This is a genomic window from Escherichia sp. E3659, assembly GCF_005781135.1.
Taxonomy (GTDB): domain Bacteria; phylum Pseudomonadota; class Gammaproteobacteria; order Enterobacterales; family Enterobacteriaceae; genus Escherichia.
In genome coordinates this window covers 51,017-70,581 of the sequence record NZ_VATQ01000042.1, presented here as the reverse complement: position 1 = coordinate 70,581, position 19,565 = coordinate 51,017, and the positions used below count along the sequence as shown (strand labels likewise).

General features: G+C 50.7%; 14 protein-coding genes and 1 pseudogene. 8 read left to right on the top strand and 7 right to left on the bottom strand.

What is annotated here, in order from left to right; translation table 11 throughout:
- Nucleotides 1-6 precede the first annotated feature (6 nt).
- Nucleotides 7-936 carry a TIGR01212 family radical SAM protein gene (locus FEK47_RS21805; protein WP_138183371.1) on the bottom strand — a complete coding sequence of 310 codons (930 nt, stop codon included), beginning with the start codon at nt 934-936 and terminating at the stop codon, nt 7-9.
- Between the two features lie 674 nt (nt 937-1,610).
- Between FEK47_RS21805 and gltB the strand changes: the two genes are divergently transcribed.
- The 8 genes and pseudogenes from gltB to FEK47_RS21765 form a co-directional block, all read left to right on the top strand.
- Complete coding sequence (gltB, locus tag FEK47_RS21800; protein WP_135487183.1) at nt 1,611-6,071, top strand: glutamate synthase large subunit; 4,461 nt, start codon at nt 1,611-1,613, stop codon at nt 6,069-6,071.
- A 12-nt stretch (nt 6,072-6,083) separates the two neighbouring features.
- Complete coding sequence (gene gltD, locus FEK47_RS21795; protein ID WP_000081668.1) at nt 6,084-7,502, top strand: glutamate synthase subunit GltD; 1,419 nt, start codon at nt 6,084-6,086, stop codon at nt 7,500-7,502.
- Between the two features lie 560 nt (nt 7,503-8,062).
- On the top strand, nt 8,063-8,827 hold the full coding sequence (locus tag FEK47_RS21790; RefSeq protein ID WP_135487182.1) for a DUF1120 domain-containing protein: 765 nt from the start codon (nt 8,063-8,065) through the stop codon (nt 8,825-8,827).
- 172 nt (nt 8,828-8,999) lie between these two features.
- Nucleotides 9,000-9,674 (top strand): fimbria/pilus chaperone family protein, encoded by a 675-nt coding sequence (locus FEK47_RS21785; protein ID WP_135487181.1) that lies wholly within the window; start codon nt 9,000-9,002, stop codon nt 9,672-9,674.
- Nucleotides 9,675-9,694: 20 nt separating this feature from the next.
- Nucleotides 9,695-12,076 (top strand): fimbrial biogenesis usher protein, encoded by a 2,382-nt coding sequence (locus tag FEK47_RS21780; protein ID WP_138183370.1) that lies wholly within the window; start codon nt 9,695-9,697, stop codon nt 12,074-12,076.
- On the top strand, nt 12,073-12,618 hold the full coding sequence (locus FEK47_RS21775; RefSeq protein ID WP_000821351.1) for a YhcE family protein: 546 nt from the start codon (nt 12,073-12,075) through the stop codon (nt 12,616-12,618). The genes FEK47_RS21780 and FEK47_RS21775 overlap by 4 nt, the downstream gene beginning before the upstream one ends.
- A complete protein-coding gene (locus tag FEK47_RS21770; RefSeq protein WP_053295585.1) occupies nt 12,615-13,331 on the top strand; it encodes a DUF1120 domain-containing protein in 717 nt (238 codons plus the stop codon). The genes FEK47_RS21775 and FEK47_RS21770 overlap by 4 nt, the downstream gene beginning before the upstream one ends.
- A 184-nt stretch (nt 13,332-13,515) precedes the next feature.
- Nucleotides 13,516-13,848, top strand: a pseudogene (locus tag FEK47_RS21765) (DUF1016 N-terminal domain-containing protein); the annotation flags it as partial.
- A 37-nt stretch (nt 13,849-13,885) separates the two neighbouring features.
- Here FEK47_RS21765 and nanQ read toward each other — a convergent pair.
- From nanQ to nanR, 6 genes are all read right to left on the bottom strand, one after another.
- Complete coding sequence (gene nanQ, locus FEK47_RS21760; RefSeq protein ID WP_135487178.1) at nt 13,886-14,350, bottom strand: N-acetylneuraminate anomerase; 465 nt, start codon at nt 14,348-14,350, stop codon at nt 13,886-13,888.
- Nucleotides 14,347-15,222 carry an N-acetylmannosamine kinase gene (gene nanK, locus FEK47_RS21755; protein WP_135487177.1) on the bottom strand — a complete coding sequence of 292 codons (876 nt, stop codon included), beginning with the start codon at nt 15,220-15,222 and terminating at the stop codon, nt 14,347-14,349. The genes nanQ and nanK overlap by 4 nt, the downstream gene beginning before the upstream one ends.
- The gene (locus tag FEK47_RS21750) at nt 15,219-15,908 is read right to left on the bottom strand and encodes an N-acetylmannosamine-6-phosphate 2-epimerase (RefSeq protein ID WP_000054238.1); all 690 of its coding nucleotides are present in this window, start codon (nt 15,906-15,908) and stop codon (nt 15,219-15,221) included. Before FEK47_RS21750 ends, nanK begins: the two co-directional genes overlap by 4 nt.
- A 47-nt stretch (nt 15,909-15,955) precedes the next feature.
- Complete coding sequence (gene nanT, locus FEK47_RS21745) at nt 15,956-17,446, bottom strand: sialic acid transporter NanT (RefSeq protein ID WP_130223752.1); 1,491 nt, start codon at nt 17,444-17,446, stop codon at nt 15,956-15,958.
- 108 nt (nt 17,447-17,554) lie between these two features.
- Nucleotides 17,555-18,448 (bottom strand): N-acetylneuraminate lyase, encoded by an 894-nt coding sequence (nanA, locus tag FEK47_RS21740; RefSeq protein WP_130219177.1) that lies wholly within the window; start codon nt 18,446-18,448, stop codon nt 17,555-17,557.
- Nucleotides 18,449-18,570: 122 nt separating this feature from the next.
- Nucleotides 18,571-19,362 carry a transcriptional regulator NanR gene (gene nanR / locus FEK47_RS21735; RefSeq protein ID WP_130204540.1) on the bottom strand — a complete coding sequence of 264 codons (792 nt, stop codon included), beginning with the start codon at nt 19,360-19,362 and terminating at the stop codon, nt 18,571-18,573.
- Nucleotides 19,363-19,565 lie beyond the last annotated feature (203 nt).

The following is a 19,565-nucleotide window of genomic DNA, read 5'->3' as shown; positions in this document are numbered from 1 at the left end:
AATGGCCTACGCCGTTGGAGGTAGCCACGGACGTCCCAGCGCCGATCCCTGTACGCCATGTTCAGTAAGATAGCGATCCAACTCAACCATCCCCGTCCAGCGATTTTCACACCATAGCGGTGCAAGTAGCGTCGGGCGACGGGCGCTGGCGGAAATGCGGTGGTAGATAACTTCCGGCGGCGTATGGCGAATCATTTCTCCGGCAGTGAGCGTGTAATCTTCCAGTTCAATACCGTTCAAACGCCCCGCTTCCCAGGCTTTCGCCATAATGCTGCCTTTCACAATATGCAGCGGATGCAGCTTTATGCCGTCCACGCCGGTTTCAACCACTCGCTCCAGCGTTTGCAAACATTCAGCCAGCCCTTCGCCAGGCAGCCCGACAATTAAGTGAGAACACACCTTCAGACCGCGCTGACGTGCCAGCTGGGTTGTACGCTGATAACAGGCAAAATCATGGCCGCGATTGATGCGATGCAGCGTTTTGTCGTGTGCGGTTTGCAGCCCCAGCTCCAGCCACACTTCATAGCCCTGGTCTTTATATTCACAAAGCAAATCAAGCACCGCATCTGGCACGCAGTCCGGGCGGGTACCAACACACAAACCAACGATATTGGCCTGGCTTACCGCCTGTTGATACATAGAACGCAGCACCTGAACTTCAGCAAAGGTGCTGGTATACGCCTGAAAGTAAGCCAGATAGCGTTTAGCGCGGTTAACTAAATTCGCCTGGTGCGCCAGTTGTTCGGCAATGGAACGATGCTGCTGCGCTTCGTCGGCAAACGAGGCAACATTACAGAACGTGCAGCCGCCGCGCCCGATGGTACCGTCACGGTTAGGGCAGCTAAAACCGCCGTGCAGCGTCAGTTTATGCACCTTTTGCCCGTAACGACGGGTAAGATCACCACCAAACATATTGACTAATTTCTGTAACTGCATAATCTGATAGACCGCGCCTTGAAAAGAGGCCAAAGCCTGCCATTTTTAGCTCAATTCGGCGATGACCTGGATCAATCGCCCTGCCCTGCCTTTATCAACTGCATAATCAATCATAATTAATGAAATTCCATGCAGAACAACATGAATTACTTTTGCTTATCTGGCATCGGATTTTTTTATCTCCTTATAGATTTTAGGCAAAAACAGTAGCATGAAACGCCATTGCCGATTAAAGCAGTATAAAATACTGGCTTCTCTGCCTGTTCAAGGCAGGATAAGGGCTATCACACCTCTAAGGCAGTCAGGAACTGAATGTTTCCCTTGTGAGCATCGCATTAAGCTCAAAGAACAAATATTCTTTAATTTCAATTAATTAGCAAAGAATTTTGCGCCAAAGCACATTTCCAGACCAATAAGCTTGCCATTTGACCTGTATCAGCTTTCCCGATAAGTTGGAAATCCGCTGGAAGCTTTCTGGATGAGCAGCCTGCTCATCATATTTATGCAGTAATTGAGATCCCCTCTTCACCGTATTAACCGATGCGAAAAGGACAAAAAAGGGGCGAATGCGAGGTAAGCGTATGAAACGCAAACCCCGTCGCCACGCTCTTTCTGTGCCCGTGCGCAGCGGTTCGGAAGTGGGGTTCCCGCAGAGCCTGGGGAGGTTCACTGATATGTTGTACGATAAATCCCTTGAGAAGGATAACTGTGGTTTCGGCCTGATCGCCCACATAGAAGGCGAACCTAGCCACAAGGTAGTGCGTACTGCAATACACGCACTGGCCCGAATGCAGCACCGTGGCGCGATTCTCGCCGATGGTAAAACCGGTGACGGTTGCGGCCTGCTATTACAAAAACCGGATCGCTTTTTTCGCATCGTTGCGCAGGAGCGCGGCTGGCGTTTAGCAAAAAACTACGCCGTCGGGATGCTCTTCCTGAATAAAGATCCTGAACTCGCCGCTGCCGCACGCCGCATCGTTGAAGAAGAGCTGCAACGCGAAACGTTATCGATTGTGGGCTGGCGTGATGTCCCCACCAACGAAGGCGTGCTGGGTGAAATCGCCCTCTCTTCTCTGCCACGCATTGAGCAAATTTTCGTTAACGCTCCGGCTGGCTGGCGTCCGCGTGATATGGAGCGCCGTCTGTTTATCGCCCGTCGCCGCATTGAAAAGCGTCTCGAAGCCGACAAAGACTTCTACGTCTGTAGCCTGTCGAATCTGGTGAACATCTATAAAGGTCTGTGTATGCCGGCGGATCTGCCGCGCTTCTACCTGGATCTTGCGGACCTGCGTCTGGAATCGGCCATTTGCCTGTTCCACCAGCGCTTCTCCACTAACACCGTACCGCGCTGGCCGCTGGCGCAGCCGTTCCGCTACCTGGCGCATAACGGTGAAATCAACACCATCACTGGTAACCGCCAATGGGCGCGTGCGCGTACCTATAAATTCCAGACGCCACTGATCCCTGACCTGCACGACGCCGCGCCGTTCGTCAACGAAACCGGCTCTGACTCCAGTTCCATGGATAACATGCTGGAACTCCTGCTGGCAGGCGGGATGGATATCATCCGTGCTATGCGTCTGTTAGTACCACCCGCCTGGCAGAACAACCCGGATATGGACCCGGAACTGCGCGCGTTCTTCGACTTTAACTCCATGCATATGGAGCCGTGGGATGGCCCAGCGGGCATCGTGATGTCCGATGGTCGCTTCGCTGCCTGTAACCTCGACCGTAATGGTCTGCGTCCGGCGCGCTACGTCATCACCAAAGACAAACTCATCACCTGCGCCTCTGAAGTCGGCATCTGGGATTATCAGCCTGACGAAGTGGTCGAAAAAGGCCGCGTCGGGCCAGGCGAACTGATGGTTATCGACACCCGCAGTGGGCGTATTCTGCACTCGGCAGAAACCGATGACGATCTGAAAAGCCGCCATCCATATAAAGAGTGGATGGAGAAAAACGTCCGCCGACTGGTACCGTTTGAAGATCTGCCCGATGAAGAAGTGGGTAGCCGCGAACTGGACGACGACACGCTTGCCAGCTACCAGAAACAGTTTAACTACAGCGCGGAAGAGCTGGACTCCGTAATTCGCGTACTGGGCGAAAACGGTCAGGAAGCGGTCGGTTCGATGGGCGACGACACCCCATTCGCCGTGCTCTCCAGTCAGCCGCGCATTATTTACGACTACTTCCGCCAGCAGTTTGCGCAGGTGACTAACCCGCCAATCGACCCGCTGCGTGAAGCGCATGTTATGTCGCTCGCCACCAGCATCGGGCGTGAAATGAACGTCTTCTGCGAAGCAGAAGGCCAGGCTCACCGTTTAAGCTTTAAATCGCCGATTCTGCTCTACTCGGATTTCAAACAGCTCACGACGATGAAAGAGGAGCACTACCGCGCAGATACGCTGGATATCACCTTTGACGTCACCAAAACCACGCTCGAAGCGACGGTCAAAGAGCTGTGCGACAAAGCCGAAAAAATGGTACGTAGCGGCACTGTGCTGCTGGTGCTCTCCGACCGGAATATCGCTAAAGATCGCCTGCCGGTTCCGGCCCCGATGGCGGTTGGCGCGATCCAGACTCGTCTGGTCGATCAAAGCCTGCGTTGCGATGCCAACATCATCGTCGAAACCGCCAGCGCCCGCGATCCGCACCACTTTGCCGTGTTGCTGGGCTTCGGCGCGACGGCTATTTATCCGTACCTTGCCTATGAAACGCTGGGCCGCCTGGTAGACACTCAGGCGATTGCCAAAAATTATCGTACCGTGATGCTGAACTACCGTAACGGCATCAACAAAGGCTTGTACAAAATCATGTCCAAAATGGGCATCTCCACCATCGCCTCTTATCGATGCTCGAAACTGTTTGAAGCGGTCGGTCTGCACGATGATGTCGTGGACCTGTGCTTCCAGGGGGCGGTCAGCCGCATTGGCGGAGCAAGCTTTGAAGACTTCCAGCAGGATCTACTGAATCTCTCGAAACGTGCCTGGCTGGCGCGTAAGCCCATCAGCCAGGGCGGCCTGCTGAAATACGTGCACGGTGGCGAATACCACGCCTACAACCCGGACGTGGTGCGCACGCTGCAACAGGCGGTACAAAGCGGCGAGTACAGCGACTATCAGGAATACGCGAAGCTGGTTAATGAGCGTCCGGCAACCACGCTGCGCGATCTGCTGGCGATCACGCCGGGTGAAAATGCGGTCAACATTGCTGATGTTGAACCGGCAAGCGAACTGTTTAAACGCTTCGATACCGCCGCGATGTCTATCGGCGCGTTAAGCCCGGAAGCCCACGAGGCGCTGGCGGAAGCGATGAACAGCATCGGCGGTAACTCGAACTCCGGTGAAGGCGGTGAAGACCCGGCGCGATACGGCACTAACAAAGTGTCGCGCATCAAGCAGGTGGCTTCCGGTCGCTTTGGGGTTACTCCGGCGTATCTGGTCAATGCCGACGTCATTCAGATTAAAGTCGCCCAGGGCGCGAAGCCGGGCGAAGGCGGTCAGTTGCCGGGCGACAAAGTCACTCCTTACATTGCCAAACTGCGCTATTCGGTGCCGGGCGTGACGCTGATCTCCCCGCCGCCGCACCACGATATCTACTCTATCGAAGACTTAGCGCAGCTCATTTTCGACCTCAAGCAGGTTAACCCGAAAGCGATGATCTCCGTGAAGCTGGTTTCCGAACCGGGCGTAGGCACCATCGCGACTGGCGTGGCAAAAGCTTATGCGGACTTGATCACCATCGCAGGCTATGACGGTGGCACTGGCGCAAGTCCGCTTTCATCGGTGAAATACGCAGGCTGTCCGTGGGAGCTGGGGCTTGTTGAAACACAACAGGCGCTGGTTGCCAATGGTCTGCGTCATAAGATCCGTTTGCAGGTTGATGGCGGCCTGAAAACGGGTGTCGATATTATCAAAGCGGCGATTCTCGGCGCAGAAAGCTTCGGCTTCGGCACTGGCCCAATGGTCGCGCTCGGCTGTAAATATCTGCGTATTTGCCACCTGAACAACTGCGCAACGGGTGTGGCAACTCAGGATGACAAACTGCGTAAGAATCACTATCACGGCCTGCCGTTCAAAGTGACGAATTACTTTGAATTTATCGCCCGTGAAACCCGCGAGCTGATGGCACAGCTGGGCGTAACGCGTCTGGTGGATCTGATTGGTCGTACCGACCTGCTGAAAGAGCTGGACGGGTTCACCGCCAAACAGCAGAAACTGGCGCTGTCGAAGCTGCTGGAGACTGCCGAGCCACATGCAGGTAAGGCACTCTACTGCACCGAAAACAACCCGCCGTTTGATAACGGCCTGCTGAACGCGCAGTTGCTGCAACAGGCGAAACCGTTTGTCGATGAGCGCCAGAGCAAAACCTTCTGGTTCGATATTCGCAACACCGACCGTTCTGTCGGCGCGTCGCTCTCAGGCTATATCGCCCAGACGCACGGCGATCAGGGGCTGGCTGCCGATCCTATCAAAGCGTACTTCAACGGCACCGCAGGCCAGAGCTTCGGCGTGTGGAACGCAGGCGGCGTGGAGCTGTATCTAACGGGCGATGCTAACGACTATGTCGGTAAAGGCATGGCGGGCGGCCTGATTGCCATTCGTCCTCCGGTTGGCTCCGCCTTCCGCAGCCATGAAGCAAGCATTATCGGCAACACCTGCCTGTATGGCGCGACCGGTGGTCGTCTGTATGCCGCAGGCCGAGCGGGTGAACGTTTCGGCGTGCGTAACTCCGGTGCTATCACCGTGGTAGAAGGCATTGGCGACAACGGCTGTGAATATATGACGGGCGGTATTGTCTGTATTCTGGGTAAAACCGGCGTTAACTTCGGCGCGGGCATGACCGGCGGCTTCGCTTACGTTCTCGATGAAAGCGGCGATTTCCGCAAACGCGTTAACCCGGAACTGGTGGAAGTATTAAGCGTTGACGATTTGGCGATCCATGAAGAGCATCTGCGTGGTCTTATCACCGAGCATGTGCAGCATACCGGTTCCCAGCGTGGTGAAGAGATTCTGGCGAACTGGTCAACCTTCGCCACTAAATTTGCGCTGGTTAAACCGAAGTCCAGTGATGTAAAAGCACTGCTGGGTCACCGTAGTCGTAGCGCAGCAGAGTTGCGCGTGCAGGCGCAGTAAGGGGTAGCAACAATGAGTCAGAATGTTTATCAATTTATCGACCTGCAGCGCGTTGATCCGCCAAAGAAACCGCTGAAGATCCGCAAAATTGAGTTTGTTGAAATTTACGAGCCGTTTTCCGAAGGCCAGGCCAAAGCGCAGGCTGACCGCTGTCTGTCGTGTGGCAACCCATACTGCGAGTGGAAATGCCCGGTACACAACTACATCCCAAACTGGCTGAAGCTCGCCAACGAGGGGCGTATTTTTGAAGCGGCAGAACTGTCGCACCAGACCAACACCCTGCCGGAAGTTTGCGGACGTGTCTGCCCGCAAGACCGTCTGTGCGAAGGTTCCTGCACCCTGAACGATGAGTTTGGCGCTGTGACCATCGGCAACATTGAGCGCTATATCAACGATAAAGCGTTCGAAATGGGCTGGCGTCCGGATATGTCCGGCGTGAAACAGACCGGTAAAAAAGTGGCGATTATCGGCGCAGGCCCGGCCGGTCTGGCGTGTGCGGATGTCCTGACGCGCAACGGCGTAAAAGCGGTCGTCTTCGACCGTCACCCGGAAATTGGCGGCTTGCTGACCTTCGGTATTCCGGCTTTCAAGCTGGAAAAAGAGGTAATGACGCGCCGCCGTGAAATCTTCACCGGCATGGGTATTGAATTCAAACTCAATACCGAAGTGGGCCGCGACGTGCAGCTGGACGATCTGCTGAGTGATTACGATGCCGTGTTCCTTGGCGTCGGGACTTATCAGTCAATGCGCGGCGGGCTGGAAAACGAAGACGCCGATGGCGTGTACGCAGCGCTGCCGTTCCTCATCGCCAACACCAAACAGTTAATGGGCTTTGGTGAAACCAACGACGAACCGTTTGTCAGCATGGAAGGTAAACGCGTGGTGGTACTTGGCGGTGGCGACACTGCGATGGACTGCGTGCGCACGTCCGTGCGCCAGGGGGCGAAGCACGTTACCTGTGCCTATCGTCGTGATGAAGAGAACATGCCGGGTTCCCGCCGCGAAGTGAAAAACGCGCGGGAAGAAGGTGTTGAGTTCAAATTCAACGTCCAGCCACTGGGTATAGAAGTGAATGGCAACGGTAAAGTCAGCGGCGTGAAAATGGTGCGTACCGAAATGGGCGAACCGGATGCCAAAGGCCGTCGCCGCGCGGAGATCGTTGCAGGTTCCGAACATATCGTTCCGGCAGATGCGGTGATCATGGCGTTTGGTTTCCGCCCACACAGCATGGAATGGCTGGCAAAACACAGCGTCGAGCTGGATTCCCAAGGCCGCATTATCGCTCCGGAAGGCAGCGATAACGCTTTCCAGACCAGCAACCCGAAAATCTTTGCTGGCGGCGATATCGTCCGTGGTTCCGATCTGGTGGTGACCGCCATTGCCGAAGGCCGTAAAGCGGCAGACGGCATTATGAACTGGCTGGAAGTTTAAGCGAAGTAACAATGAATTCGCCAGACAGTGTCTGGCGAATCAAATTACTGACGAAGTGCGCGTTGTTTTATGGCAAATGCGGCATGAGCGTTTGACCTTTCCTATAATAGGGATAAATTTCAATAAATTGTGCTTTGTTCACCAAGTCTGATGAGTGAAGCACATCAAGCAATTTTTCATTTACAATCCGTCTCAATTACTTGTTAACACCTCTGACAATACCGATTCTGCAAACTGTTCAGTTTTTTCATTCCATGTAAATTGGCTCGATATTAATATACAAAATATGAATATAAATAATTAATATATTATCTTTGGATATCTATATATTTTCCTATTTTTCAGCGTAAACATTCATGTGATGAATGTTTATTACCACAAACCACCTCACCAGCATCTTATTATTCATATGATCGTTACTATAAAATTCATTAAATAAATACATCCCAGCAATGGTAGTCATTTCTGAACAAGTTATTTGTTTACATTCATAAACAGATATATATACTGCTTCAGCTTTTTATTTTAAAAAATAAATTTGTTATTAAGGATATGTTCATATGTTTTTCAAAAAGAACCTCACAACCGCTGCTATTTGTACAGCACTTTCTGTGGCAGCATTCAGTGCCATGGCAACAGATTCAACTGATACAGAATTAACTATCATCGGCGAGTATTCCCCTGGTGCATGTACCCCAGTTGTTACGGGTGGCGGCATTGTTGACTATGGGAAACATCATAACAGTGCGCTGAATCCGACCGGTAAAAGTAATAAACTGGTTCAACTGGGCCGCAAAAACAGCACATTAAATATAACCTGCACAGCACCAACGCTAATTGCTGTAACCTCCAATGATAACCGTCAGTCGACCATTGTAGCGTTAAACGACACATCCTATATTGAAAAAGCTTATGATACTCTCGTAGATATGAAGGGAACGAAAAACGCCTTTGGTTTAGGTTCTGCGCCTAATGGACAAAAAATTGGCGCTGCAACCATTGGTATTGACAGGACTAATGGTGGGATTCTCGCGGCGGACGATACAGGTGAAATTCCTGTCGACCTGATTCAAACTGACCACTGGTCAGCAGCGACCCCCACATGGAAAGCCTCGTCTAATGGCGCATTCTGCTCGCTGACAAGTTGCTCATCAATCGAGCGCGGTTATTCTGTTGCAAAAACAGGGGAACTGACACCTGTTGCCATTACAGCGGTCACCTTCCCGTTACTGATTGATGCTGCGGTAAATGACAATACTATTCTTGGTTCTGATGAAACGATCAAACTGGATGGTAACGTCACTATTAGCGTTCAGTATTTATAAGAGCTTGTAATACAGTTTTTTATTTTTACGCATTAACCAGTTAGCTATAACTCGGACAGATTATGCCCTATGACATGGTCTGTCTTAATCAATCTCATTGCAAACAGTGCATAACATATATTAACAATATGTTTCTGCGTTATTTATCATTATTACAGGAGTTTTAATTTAAATGCTCAGACACATTGCATTCACTGTATTTATAACAACATCGATGAATACCTTAGCCACAGGGATGGTTCCTGAAACATCAGTATTACTGGTTGATGAAAAACGTGGTGAAGCTAGTATTAATATTAAGAATACAGATGATCATCCTGCATTGCTTTACACCACCATTGTTGATTTGCCTGAAAGCAATAAATCAATTCGTTTAATCCCGACTCAGCCCGTTATTCGTGTTGAAGCCGGTCAAGTACAACAGGTTCGATTTTTACTTCAGGCGACTGTTCCTCTGCAATCAGAAGAGCTGAAACGCGTAACGTTCGAAGGTATTCCACCAAAAGATGACAAGAGCAGCAGAGTTACTGTTTCAATTCGTCAGGATCTACCTGTACTGATCCACCCTGCTTCCCTGCCGGAAGAGCGAGAGGCCTGGAAATTCCTGGAATGGCGTAAAAATGGCAACCAAATTGAGATTAGCAACCCCAGTAATTATGTCGTTCGTATGACCTTACAATTTAAAACGCTCCCTTCAGGAAAAACGGGGGCTATAAATAAGACCTATTTTCTACCACACACCAGTACAACTACTGCATTAACAAACGCTACGGATACAAAAGTCGAGTTTTACCCAGCCAGCCGATATGGTTATCGCGGTAATAAATATGTCACTGACTTAAAATAACTTTGCCTGGAGCGACAAGGATGTTAAAAAAAACGTTACTGGCCTACACCATTGGTTTTGCCTTTTCTCCCTCGGCCAATGCAGATGGTATAGAGATTGCCGCTGTTGATTTTGATCGGGAAACATTAAAATCACTAGGTGTAGATCCTAATATATCGCATTATTTTTCCCGTTCAGCCCGTTTTTTGCCAGGTGAATATTCACTGGCAGTATCAGTAAATGGCGAAAAAAAAGGCAACATTGCTACGCGCTTTGATGAAAATGGCGACATTTGTCTTGATCAGGCATTTCTGCAACAAGCCGGTTTAAAAATTCCTTCTGAAGAAAAAAATGGCTGTTACGACTATATCTTGTCCTACCCGGGTACCACAATCACACCATTACCTAACCAGGAAGCGTTAGATATTATCGTTTCACCACAGGCGATCATTCCCATAGGGTTGGATCTCACAAACGCAACAACTGGTGGAACAGCTGCACTGCTAAATTACTCTCTGATGAGCAGCCGCGCAGAATTTTCTAATGGGAGTTCGGACTACTCCCAGGCTGCACTTGAAGGCGGGATTAATATTAATGACTGGATGTTACGCAGCCATCAGTTCCTTACACAAACAAATGGCACATTCAGTAACCAGAACTCGTCAACCTACCTTCAACGTACCTTTACAGATCTTAAAACACTCATGCGAGCAGGGGAAGTTAACCTCAATAATAGCGTGTTGGAAGGAGCCAGTATTTACGGTATCGAAATCGCACCGGACAACGCATTGCAAACCAGCGGCAGTGGTGTGCAAGTTACTGGTATAGCCAACACCTCTCAGGCTCGTGTCGAGATTCGTCAACAAGGAGTTTTAATTCATTCCATTCTGGTTCCTGCGGGCGCATTCACTATCCCTGATGTACCTGTTCGCAATGGTAATAGTGATCTTAATGTCACCGTTGTCGAAACAGACGGTAGTTCGCACAACTATATTGTTCCCTCCACCCTGTTTAATCAGCATGTAGAAAGCTTCCAGGGTTATCGCTTCGCGATAGGGCGGGTAGACGATGACTATGACGAATCACCTTGGGTAATTAGTGCATCGAGCGGATGGAATCTGACACGCTGGAGTGCAATGAACGGCGGCGTTATCGTAGCAGAAAATTATCAGGCGGCATCAATCCGGTCGAGTCTGGTTCCCCTGCCCGATTTAACAGTGAGCAGCCAAATTAGTACATCGCAGGATACGAAAGACTCACTGCAAGGACAGAAATATCGTCTAGACGCGAACTACAATCTCCCATTTTCACTTGGGCTAACAACCAGCCTCACTCGATCTGATCGCCATTATCGCGAACTGTCTGAAGCGATTGATGATGATTATACCGATCCGACTAAAAGCACTTATGCGCTTGGTTTAAACTGGTCTAACTCCATTCTGGGTGGTTTCAACATCAGTGGCTATAAAACATATAGTTACGACGGTGACAATGACTCAAGCAACCTTAATATTAACTGGAACAAAGCGTTCAAACACGCCACGGTTTCCGTCAACTGGCAGCATCAACTTAGTGCTTCAGAAAATAATGAAGACGATGGTGATCTGTTCTACGTCAACATCAGTATTCCATTTGGCAGATCAAACACCGCCACACTGTATACTCGCCATGACGATCATAAAACCCACTATGGTACTGGTGTCATGGGAGTCGTCTCAGATGAGATGTCCTACTATGTGAATGCTGAACGAGATCACGACGAACGTGAAACGAGCGTGAACGGCAGTATCAGTTCCAATCTCCATTACACCCAAGTCAGCCTTGCCGCAGGAGCAAGCGGCAGTGATAGCCGTACTTACAACGGTACGATGTCAGGTGGTATTGCCGTACATGATCAGGGAGTGACCTTTTCACCGTGGACTATCAATGACACTTTCGCCATCGCAAAAATGGATAACAATATTGCAGGTGTCAGAATTACATCTCAGGCAGGCCCGGTATGGACAGATTTTCGGGGTAATGCCGTCATTCCATCAATCCAGCCGTGGCGAACATCAGGAGTTGAGATCGATACCGCCAGCTTGCCAAAGAATGTCGATATCGGTAACGGCACAAAAATGATCAAACAAGGCCGTGGTGCAGTAGGGAAAGTCGGATTCAGTGCGATAACACAACGCCGTGCATTACTCAATATCACACTTTCCGACGGCAAAAAACTGCCCAGAGGCGTTGCGATTGAAGATAGTGAAGGCAACTATCTGACAACATCAGTGGATGACGGTGTTGTATTCCTCAATAACATCAAACCGGACATGGTGCTAGATATAAAAGATGAGCAGCAATCATGCCGTATTCACCTTACATTCCCAGAAGATGCACCAAAAGATGTGTTCTATGAGACAGCAACAGGAGAGTGCCAATGAAACGGATAATAACAGGATGCCTGCTGCTGAACTTCGCCATGGCCGCTCAGGCAGAGTGTAATATCTCTAGTAGCATACAAAATATCGACTATGGCAAACGAAGTGCTGCCATGCGCCAAGTTGACCGGGGTAAAACAACACAATTAGCAGACAGAACAATCACGCTGGTAATGCAATGCGATCAGGACGCTCATATTCGTGTTCAGTTGAATACCGCTAATATTTCCAATAACGGATTTGGATTTGGCCCGAATGGTTCATTAAATCTGATCGCCAGCGATGCATTTTCAGGTAGTAACAATCTCGACCTGGCGTTAGCCAGTGGCAAAAATGACAATCCGGGCAGCACAGGAACAGCATCAATTAGTACTTCCCCCAATAATTGGCTGGTGTTTATGCAAAATGGTCAAGAAGTGGTAATTGATAGCGGTAAAAGCGTTAGCCTCACACTGACAATGGCTCCAGCTTTTAAGGATGAAGGGGAACTTACCGACATGACAGATATTACAGGCAATCTGACGGTCCTGGTGGAGGCAAAATGAACAATGTAAAATTACTGATTGCCGGAAGTGCCTTTTTTGCCATGTCAGCGCAAGCCGCTGATAGAGTATCAATTGACGTTAAGGTGACTCTGGAAGCTGCAGCTTGTACTCCAATACTAAGCAACGGCGGAGTTGTTAACTTCGGTAGTCATTCAGTCAATAGACTTTCAACGCAGCACTACACACAGATTGGAACACGTAATATTAATATGACTATAACTTGCGAATCCGCTACCGGCATTGCGATTACCGCTCGTGATACACGAATGGATAGTATGACCACCGGAAAAGATAGTGAGGGTCAGAGTGGTGTAAAATATACCTTAAATGGCGGAGGTTATATTAGCCAGACAACGCGCTTATTCGGCTTAGGGAAAACAAAAGATAATAAAAATATCGGTAGTTATGCCGTGTTAATTGATAGCAACAACATTAGTGCCAGCAATGGTAGCCAGACGTTAGCTGTATCAATAGCAGGTGCAGATGCCGTCATAACAGGGCAAAAAAGAGCATGGCAAACGCTCACCGCTTATCCGCTTGCAGTCGATCAAAGCTATTATTACACCTTTGTAAAACCAGGTGAAACAACCCCGACTCCTGTGACGAACGCCATTATACCGCTTCAGGTGAGCGCATCTATCGCGAATGATTTAGGCGGTTCAGAAAAAATCGAACTTGATGGGAAAGCTGTGATAAGCGTAGTCTACTTGTGATAACAATGCCGGACAGGAGTACTATCAGGCATTCGTTTTATACGATCGGTTAATGTTTCAGGAAAGCTCTTCGCATATCTTGGGGAAAGTAAATGTAATACGCTGTTCTTAATTGTTCAGTGCTCACCCCCCAGAGTATAGCTAATTCCATTATTCAACTTAGCTCCATATAAAGGGACAGATAATGGAATCGCTCTCAGAAGGAACCACAGCAGGCTACCAGCAAATCCATGACGGTATTATTCATCTGGTCGATAGCGCCCGGACGGAAACGGTACGTAGCGTTAACGCGTTAATGACCGCGACGTACTAGGAAATTGGCCGACGAATTGTCGAATTTGAACAAGGTGGCGAGGCCAGGGCTGCGTATGGTGCGCAGCTTATCAAACGGCTCTCAAAGGATTTAAGTCTAAGGTATAAGCGTGGGTTTTCCACCAGAAATTTATGGCAGTTTAAGAATTTTTATATTTGTTTTCAACGAATTGAAATTGTGCAGACACTGTCTGCACAATTCTCCAGACACTGTCTGGAGAATCTTTAAAACGAACTAAGTTTTAAGCCATTAAATCAGCCTTAACCTTCACCACCACCTTTTTAATCTCACCAGGCTCGCCAACAACGCATCCTGGTTTATGCGGTTCTCCTGGCATAAACACGGCGAACATTCCCGGTTTTAAGATGATGGCTTGCTCGTTTTCAATGGCGCAGCAAAGCTGGTAATCATCTTCATGGTGGAACTCTTCACACTGGCGCGCAGTGCCTGCCATACCAAACAGAATCCGTTCCTCACCGTTTAATAACAGCTGGATATCAATGTATTGCTCGTGCAATTCCGCTTTTTTCTCGACGGGCGATTGAGTGTTAAACGTCATGACATTCATAAAAATATTGTCGCCCTGTAATTCGTAACGACCCGGTGCTTTTTCTTGTGGTCTGGCAGCTAATGCCAGCGTTAACGCGTCCTGTAACGCAGGATGTAACCCAGCAGACGGTAATGACTGTACTTCACCCATCATCATAATTTTTCTCCCTGGGCCAACAACGCAGCCCCAAGTAAACCTGCATCATGGCGGTAGTGCGCCGCCAGTAAATCAACATGAAATGCCGCTGGCTCCTGCGCCAGATACGTTTCCACCAGCGCCAGATACCCTTCTGCCAGACCAACGCTGCCACCGACCACTACGCACTGGCAATCAGTTGTGGCTTTAATATCAGCGATCAGCCTTGCCAGCACGCGTGCGGAGCGATGAATCAGTTGCTGCGCCTGCTCGTCGCCCTGCCCGGCGCGCGTGAAAATGGTTTTCGCATCCGCGCCCATGAGTTCACCTTGCGCTGCCGCCGCAATACCGCGGCCAGAAGCAATCGCCTCCACGCAACCTGTGCGTCCACAGCCACAGACTGGACCCTGCGGATCGGCAAGCGTATGCCCGATATGCCCTGCCAGACCACCAGGGCCGGTAAGCAGTTTGCCGCCGCTCACTACACCGCCGCCGACGCCAGTGGAAACGGTGACAAACACCATCTCGGTTATATCGCCTTCCAGCGCCTGATACTCCGCCCATGCTGCGGCCTGCGCATCATTAATGGCAATGGTCGGCAAATCGGTAAGTTGTTCCAGTGTTTTGACTAACGGAAAGTGTAGCAATCCACCGAGATTATGCGGATTCAGCGCCAGCAGGCTGCCATCGCGGATTATCCCGGTTGAAGCGATGGCAACTTGTTGCGCATGAGCGTGTAACGGGGAGACTAATGCGGATAAGGCATCACGCAGCGCCTGCGGAGTCTGGCTGGCAGGCGTAGGTAGTTCACGGCGATCGCGGATCTGCCCGTCAGCGCCAATCAGCGCGGCGGCAAGTTTAGTACCGCCAATATCAATCGCCAGTGTGGTCATAGCACCGCCTTTTTCATCGCTGTGTTGTACCACTGACAAATGTGTTCAAGACGTGTGATTGCAGAACCGACCGTCACCGCCCACGCGCCGTGGCGCATCGCATCCGCCGCCTGAGCAGGCGAGTTATAACGCCCTTCGGCAATCACCCGACATCCGGCGTCGCTCAATGTTTTCACCAGCGCCAGATCCGGCTCTTCTGGCGTTTCAGGCGTGGTATAGCCAGAAAGCGTAGTACCAATAATCTCGGCGCCCAGCTTTTGGCATGCCAGGCCGTCTTCCGGCGTTGAGCAGTCGGTCATCGCCAGTAAACCGTGATGATGGATACGTGCCAGCAGCGTTTCAACAGGCACCGGACGCGGTCGGTCGGTACCGTCAATCGCGATAATGTCCGCGCCCGCCTGCGCCAGCGCATCGACATCTTCAATATAGGCCGTGATGCGTACCGGAGAATCCTCCAGATCGCGTTTCACAATCCCGATAATCGGCACGCTCACCACCGCACGCGTGGCTTGCAGATTTGCCACACCTTCAATACGAATGGCAACCGCACCCGCCTGCTCTGCCGCTAATGCCATGGCTGCGACGATTTCCGGTTTATCAAGTGGGCTGTCAGGCACCGGCTGGCAGGAGACAATCAGGCCACCGTTGGCGGCGATTTTTTGATCCAGTTGTGCAAGTAACGACATACATCTTCCCTTAGCGAAAGGCCCGGTACATAGACCGGGCAACAGGATTAACTTTTGGTTTTGACTAAATCGTTTTTGGCGCTGCCAAACGGTACGGCACCGCTGAATGGTTTACCGTCGATAGCGTCATGAGTACGCAACGCTTCCGGGCGCAACCAACGCTGAACGCGAGAAGGCATATCCAGCCCAATCAGCAGGATCACCACGAACGTCAGACTGAACGAAAGCGATCCCAGTGCCGTGCCCAGATCCAGACGTTGAGCAATCAGCGCACCAATGATCGGCGCCAGTGCGCCGCCAAGTGCACCAACGTTGTAGGTAAAGCCCAGGCCCGCCGCGCGCTGATCGGTATCGAAATAACCACCAATCAGTTTCGGTAAGATCCCGGAGATCCCTTGACCGAGCATTTGCTGGAAGAACAGCAACAGACCAAGTACCCAGACGTTTGCACCGCCAATCGCAAATACCGGAATAATCAGCAATTGCGAGGCTAACAGGCTACAAACGTAGGCTTTGCGCGTTCCCAGCCAGTCACCGAGGAAGCCGCCGACGCAGCAACCAACCGCCGCGCCAAAGCCGCTAAAGAACAGCACATTGGCGACAGTATGCGGGTCATAAGCAAGATCGGTTTTCAGATACGTTGGCAGCAGTGCCTGAATCGGCCACGAGTAGAGGAAAGCAAATAACACAACCACCATCAGCATTACGCCCGTTGGCCAGCGTTTGCCCGTACTCTGTACCATAAAGCTGATAAAGATTGCGGCGCATAACAGCCCGAGAACAGCGACGATTGCGGCATTTTGCAGGTTACCGGCGAAGCAGAACCACAGCGCAGTAGCCGCCGCCAGCGTCATCACGATATTGGCGATGCGATGTTCACCACGGTAGAGAATATCCACCATCGTGCGCACCGGTGCTTTGCCCCCGTGTTTCTCTTTCCAGTCTTCCGCTTCCGGGATGTTTTTACGCAGCCAGAGAGCAAAGATGATCGGTAAGATGCCGATGAAAAACAGCGCACGCCAGCCCCAGACTGGAACCACCAGGCTGTAGACCTGAGCGGCAACGACGGCCCCCACAGAGAAGCCTGAAATCAGAAAACCACTGGCTTTGTTACGCAGCTGTTTTGGCCAGCTTTCAATGACATAGGTGGCGCTGGAACCGTATTCACCCGCCATCCCCATGCCTATCACCAGACGAGCGATAAACATAGTGATGTAGCCAGGCGCAAAGCCACAGGCCAGCGTCCCGACCGAGAAGAGAACGATGCTGGTGACCATTGCCAGACGACGCCCGTAGCGGTCGCCCATAGCGCCAAGCATCAGGCCGCCGAACCAGCGAGAGATGAAGGCTGCGGAGATCAGACTTGCCGCCTGTACTGTTGTCAGCCCGAATTCACCTTGTACTTCAGTGAGTACCAGGGCAATTAAAACGAAATCAAAACCATCAAGCAGATATCCCAACCAGGCAGCGGAAAATGCGCGCCATTGCGCACGATTGAGATGGCGATACCACGGGATATTCTGGGTTGTAGTACTCATTGTGAGTCTCCCGCGGTGGGCAATGCCCACACGCTTTGGTATGAAAATTGTAGGGTACAGATGCGCTTAGTTCCCCTCACCCGGTAGGGGCGAGCGAGGGGAAAAAACTCACCCGCGCTCTTGCATCAACTGCTGAGCAAGCGCCTTCAGTTCTGGCAGATATTTTTCATCTACCGGACCAAACGGTTTACGGCACAGCGGAACAGACACCACATCCATATAGTGCAGGACGGTTTTCAGGCCGCGGAATACGCCAGTTTTGATCAGTAAATCAATGACTTTGTTGCACTCAGTTTGCAGCTTCTGCGCGGTCTGGATATCGCCTTCTTTCAGCGCCTTCACGATACCCTGATAACGCCAACCCATGATGTTGTAAGTGCTGCCGATACCGCCGTCTGCGCCCGCCAGCAGGCCGGAAGCGAAGATTTCGTCGTAACCGTTATAGAGCACCAGATCAGGATGTTCGCGACGGATCTGCTCCATCTGATAAAGATCGCCAGAGGTCTGTTTCAGCGCACCTACGCCAGGTAACGTAACCAGTGTATTGATCTGATCCAGAGTCAGTTTTACCCCGCTCAATGCCGGAATGTTGTACACCACCATCGGCAAACCATCCGCCGAGTCAATGATTGACCGATAGTGATCGCAGTGTTCTTCAAAGCTGAAAGGATAGTAGAACGGCGTAACGGCGGAGACGGCATCGAAGCCATAACGTTTGGCTGAAGCCGCAAGCTGTTGGCTTTCAGCAGTACTGACGCAACCTACGTGAGCGATTAATTTAATCTTACCTTTCGCCTCTTCGGCGACGATTTCCATTACCTGTTCACGCTCGGAAAGGCTCTGCACAAAGGCTTCGCCTGTCGAACCACCCACGTACAAACCGTCGATGCCCTGCTGAATATTGAACTGAACCAGGCGGCGCAGACTCGCTTTATCCAGTGCTTGTTGTTGATCAAAAGGAGTCAGGAGTGCGGCCATCACGCCACGTAAATTCGTTGCCATAAATACCTCTGAAGTGATGCTTGTCTGTTGAAACGATATACCTTTATACCTGTTATACCAGATCAAATAAGCAACACATCATACAGAACGCTTATAATGCGATCTGCTTCACTAAAGTGGCATTATTTCTTTTTGTGAGTGGTTTGGCCGAAGGCGTGCCAGGTGGCAGAAACGCTGTTGAGATGCGATTGCAACGCGCGATCAGCTTCGTCGGGATCGTGGCGGCGGATCGCGTCAACGATCGCAATATGTTGTTGATAGCTGACGTTGTTATGCTCATGCAATGCCTGATCGGCGACCGTTGGGCGCGCGGCGATCAACCAGTCGAGCAAGGCAACGTGGATTGCCTTAAAGATCGGATTACCCGGGATCTCCGCCAGTACGCGGTGGAAATCAACGTCTGAACGAATGAACGCGGCATTGTTATCCAGCGACTGACTGTTGATTTCCAGGGCTTTTGCCAGCAAATCGATTTGTTCATCGGTGGCATGTTCAGCCGCATAGCGCACCAGGCTGGACTCAAAGAACAGACGTAACTGTTCGAAATGGGCTATCCCTCCTGGATGAGAAAGGAAATCTTTCGCCATACCGGACAGCTCGCCGATGATGGTGTCCGCAGAAGGACGCGAGACGCGAGCGCGCTCACCGTTATTTATTTGCACCAGACCTTTACGCTTTAACGCCGCCAGCGCTTCACGCACCGAAGGACGCCCGACGTTAAAGAACGCCATGAGTTCGCGCTCAGACGGCAACTGCTCCCCTTCGCCAAACTCGCGGCGGCGGATCATCTGCTCCAGCTCTTCTTCCACCATTTCGGAGAGTTTTTTACGCGCCAGCGGACGGCTACGCAAGTTGCGACCAATTGCAGGTGAAGAATCTTCGTTTTGCGAATCAAATGCGTTCATAAGGCCCATTCTTTAAGGTCAGTGTGATTAACATCATCAATGACATCCTATCACAGGAATGAAAGCAGGGTGAAACGAAGGGTTTTACTCTTCGTACACCATCATTATCGTAATTAATTTAATAATTAACTTTTGCGAAAAATAAATATAACGCAGATAAAAACATCCCAGCTAAATTATTTACAAGAATATTCATAGACATTATGAATATT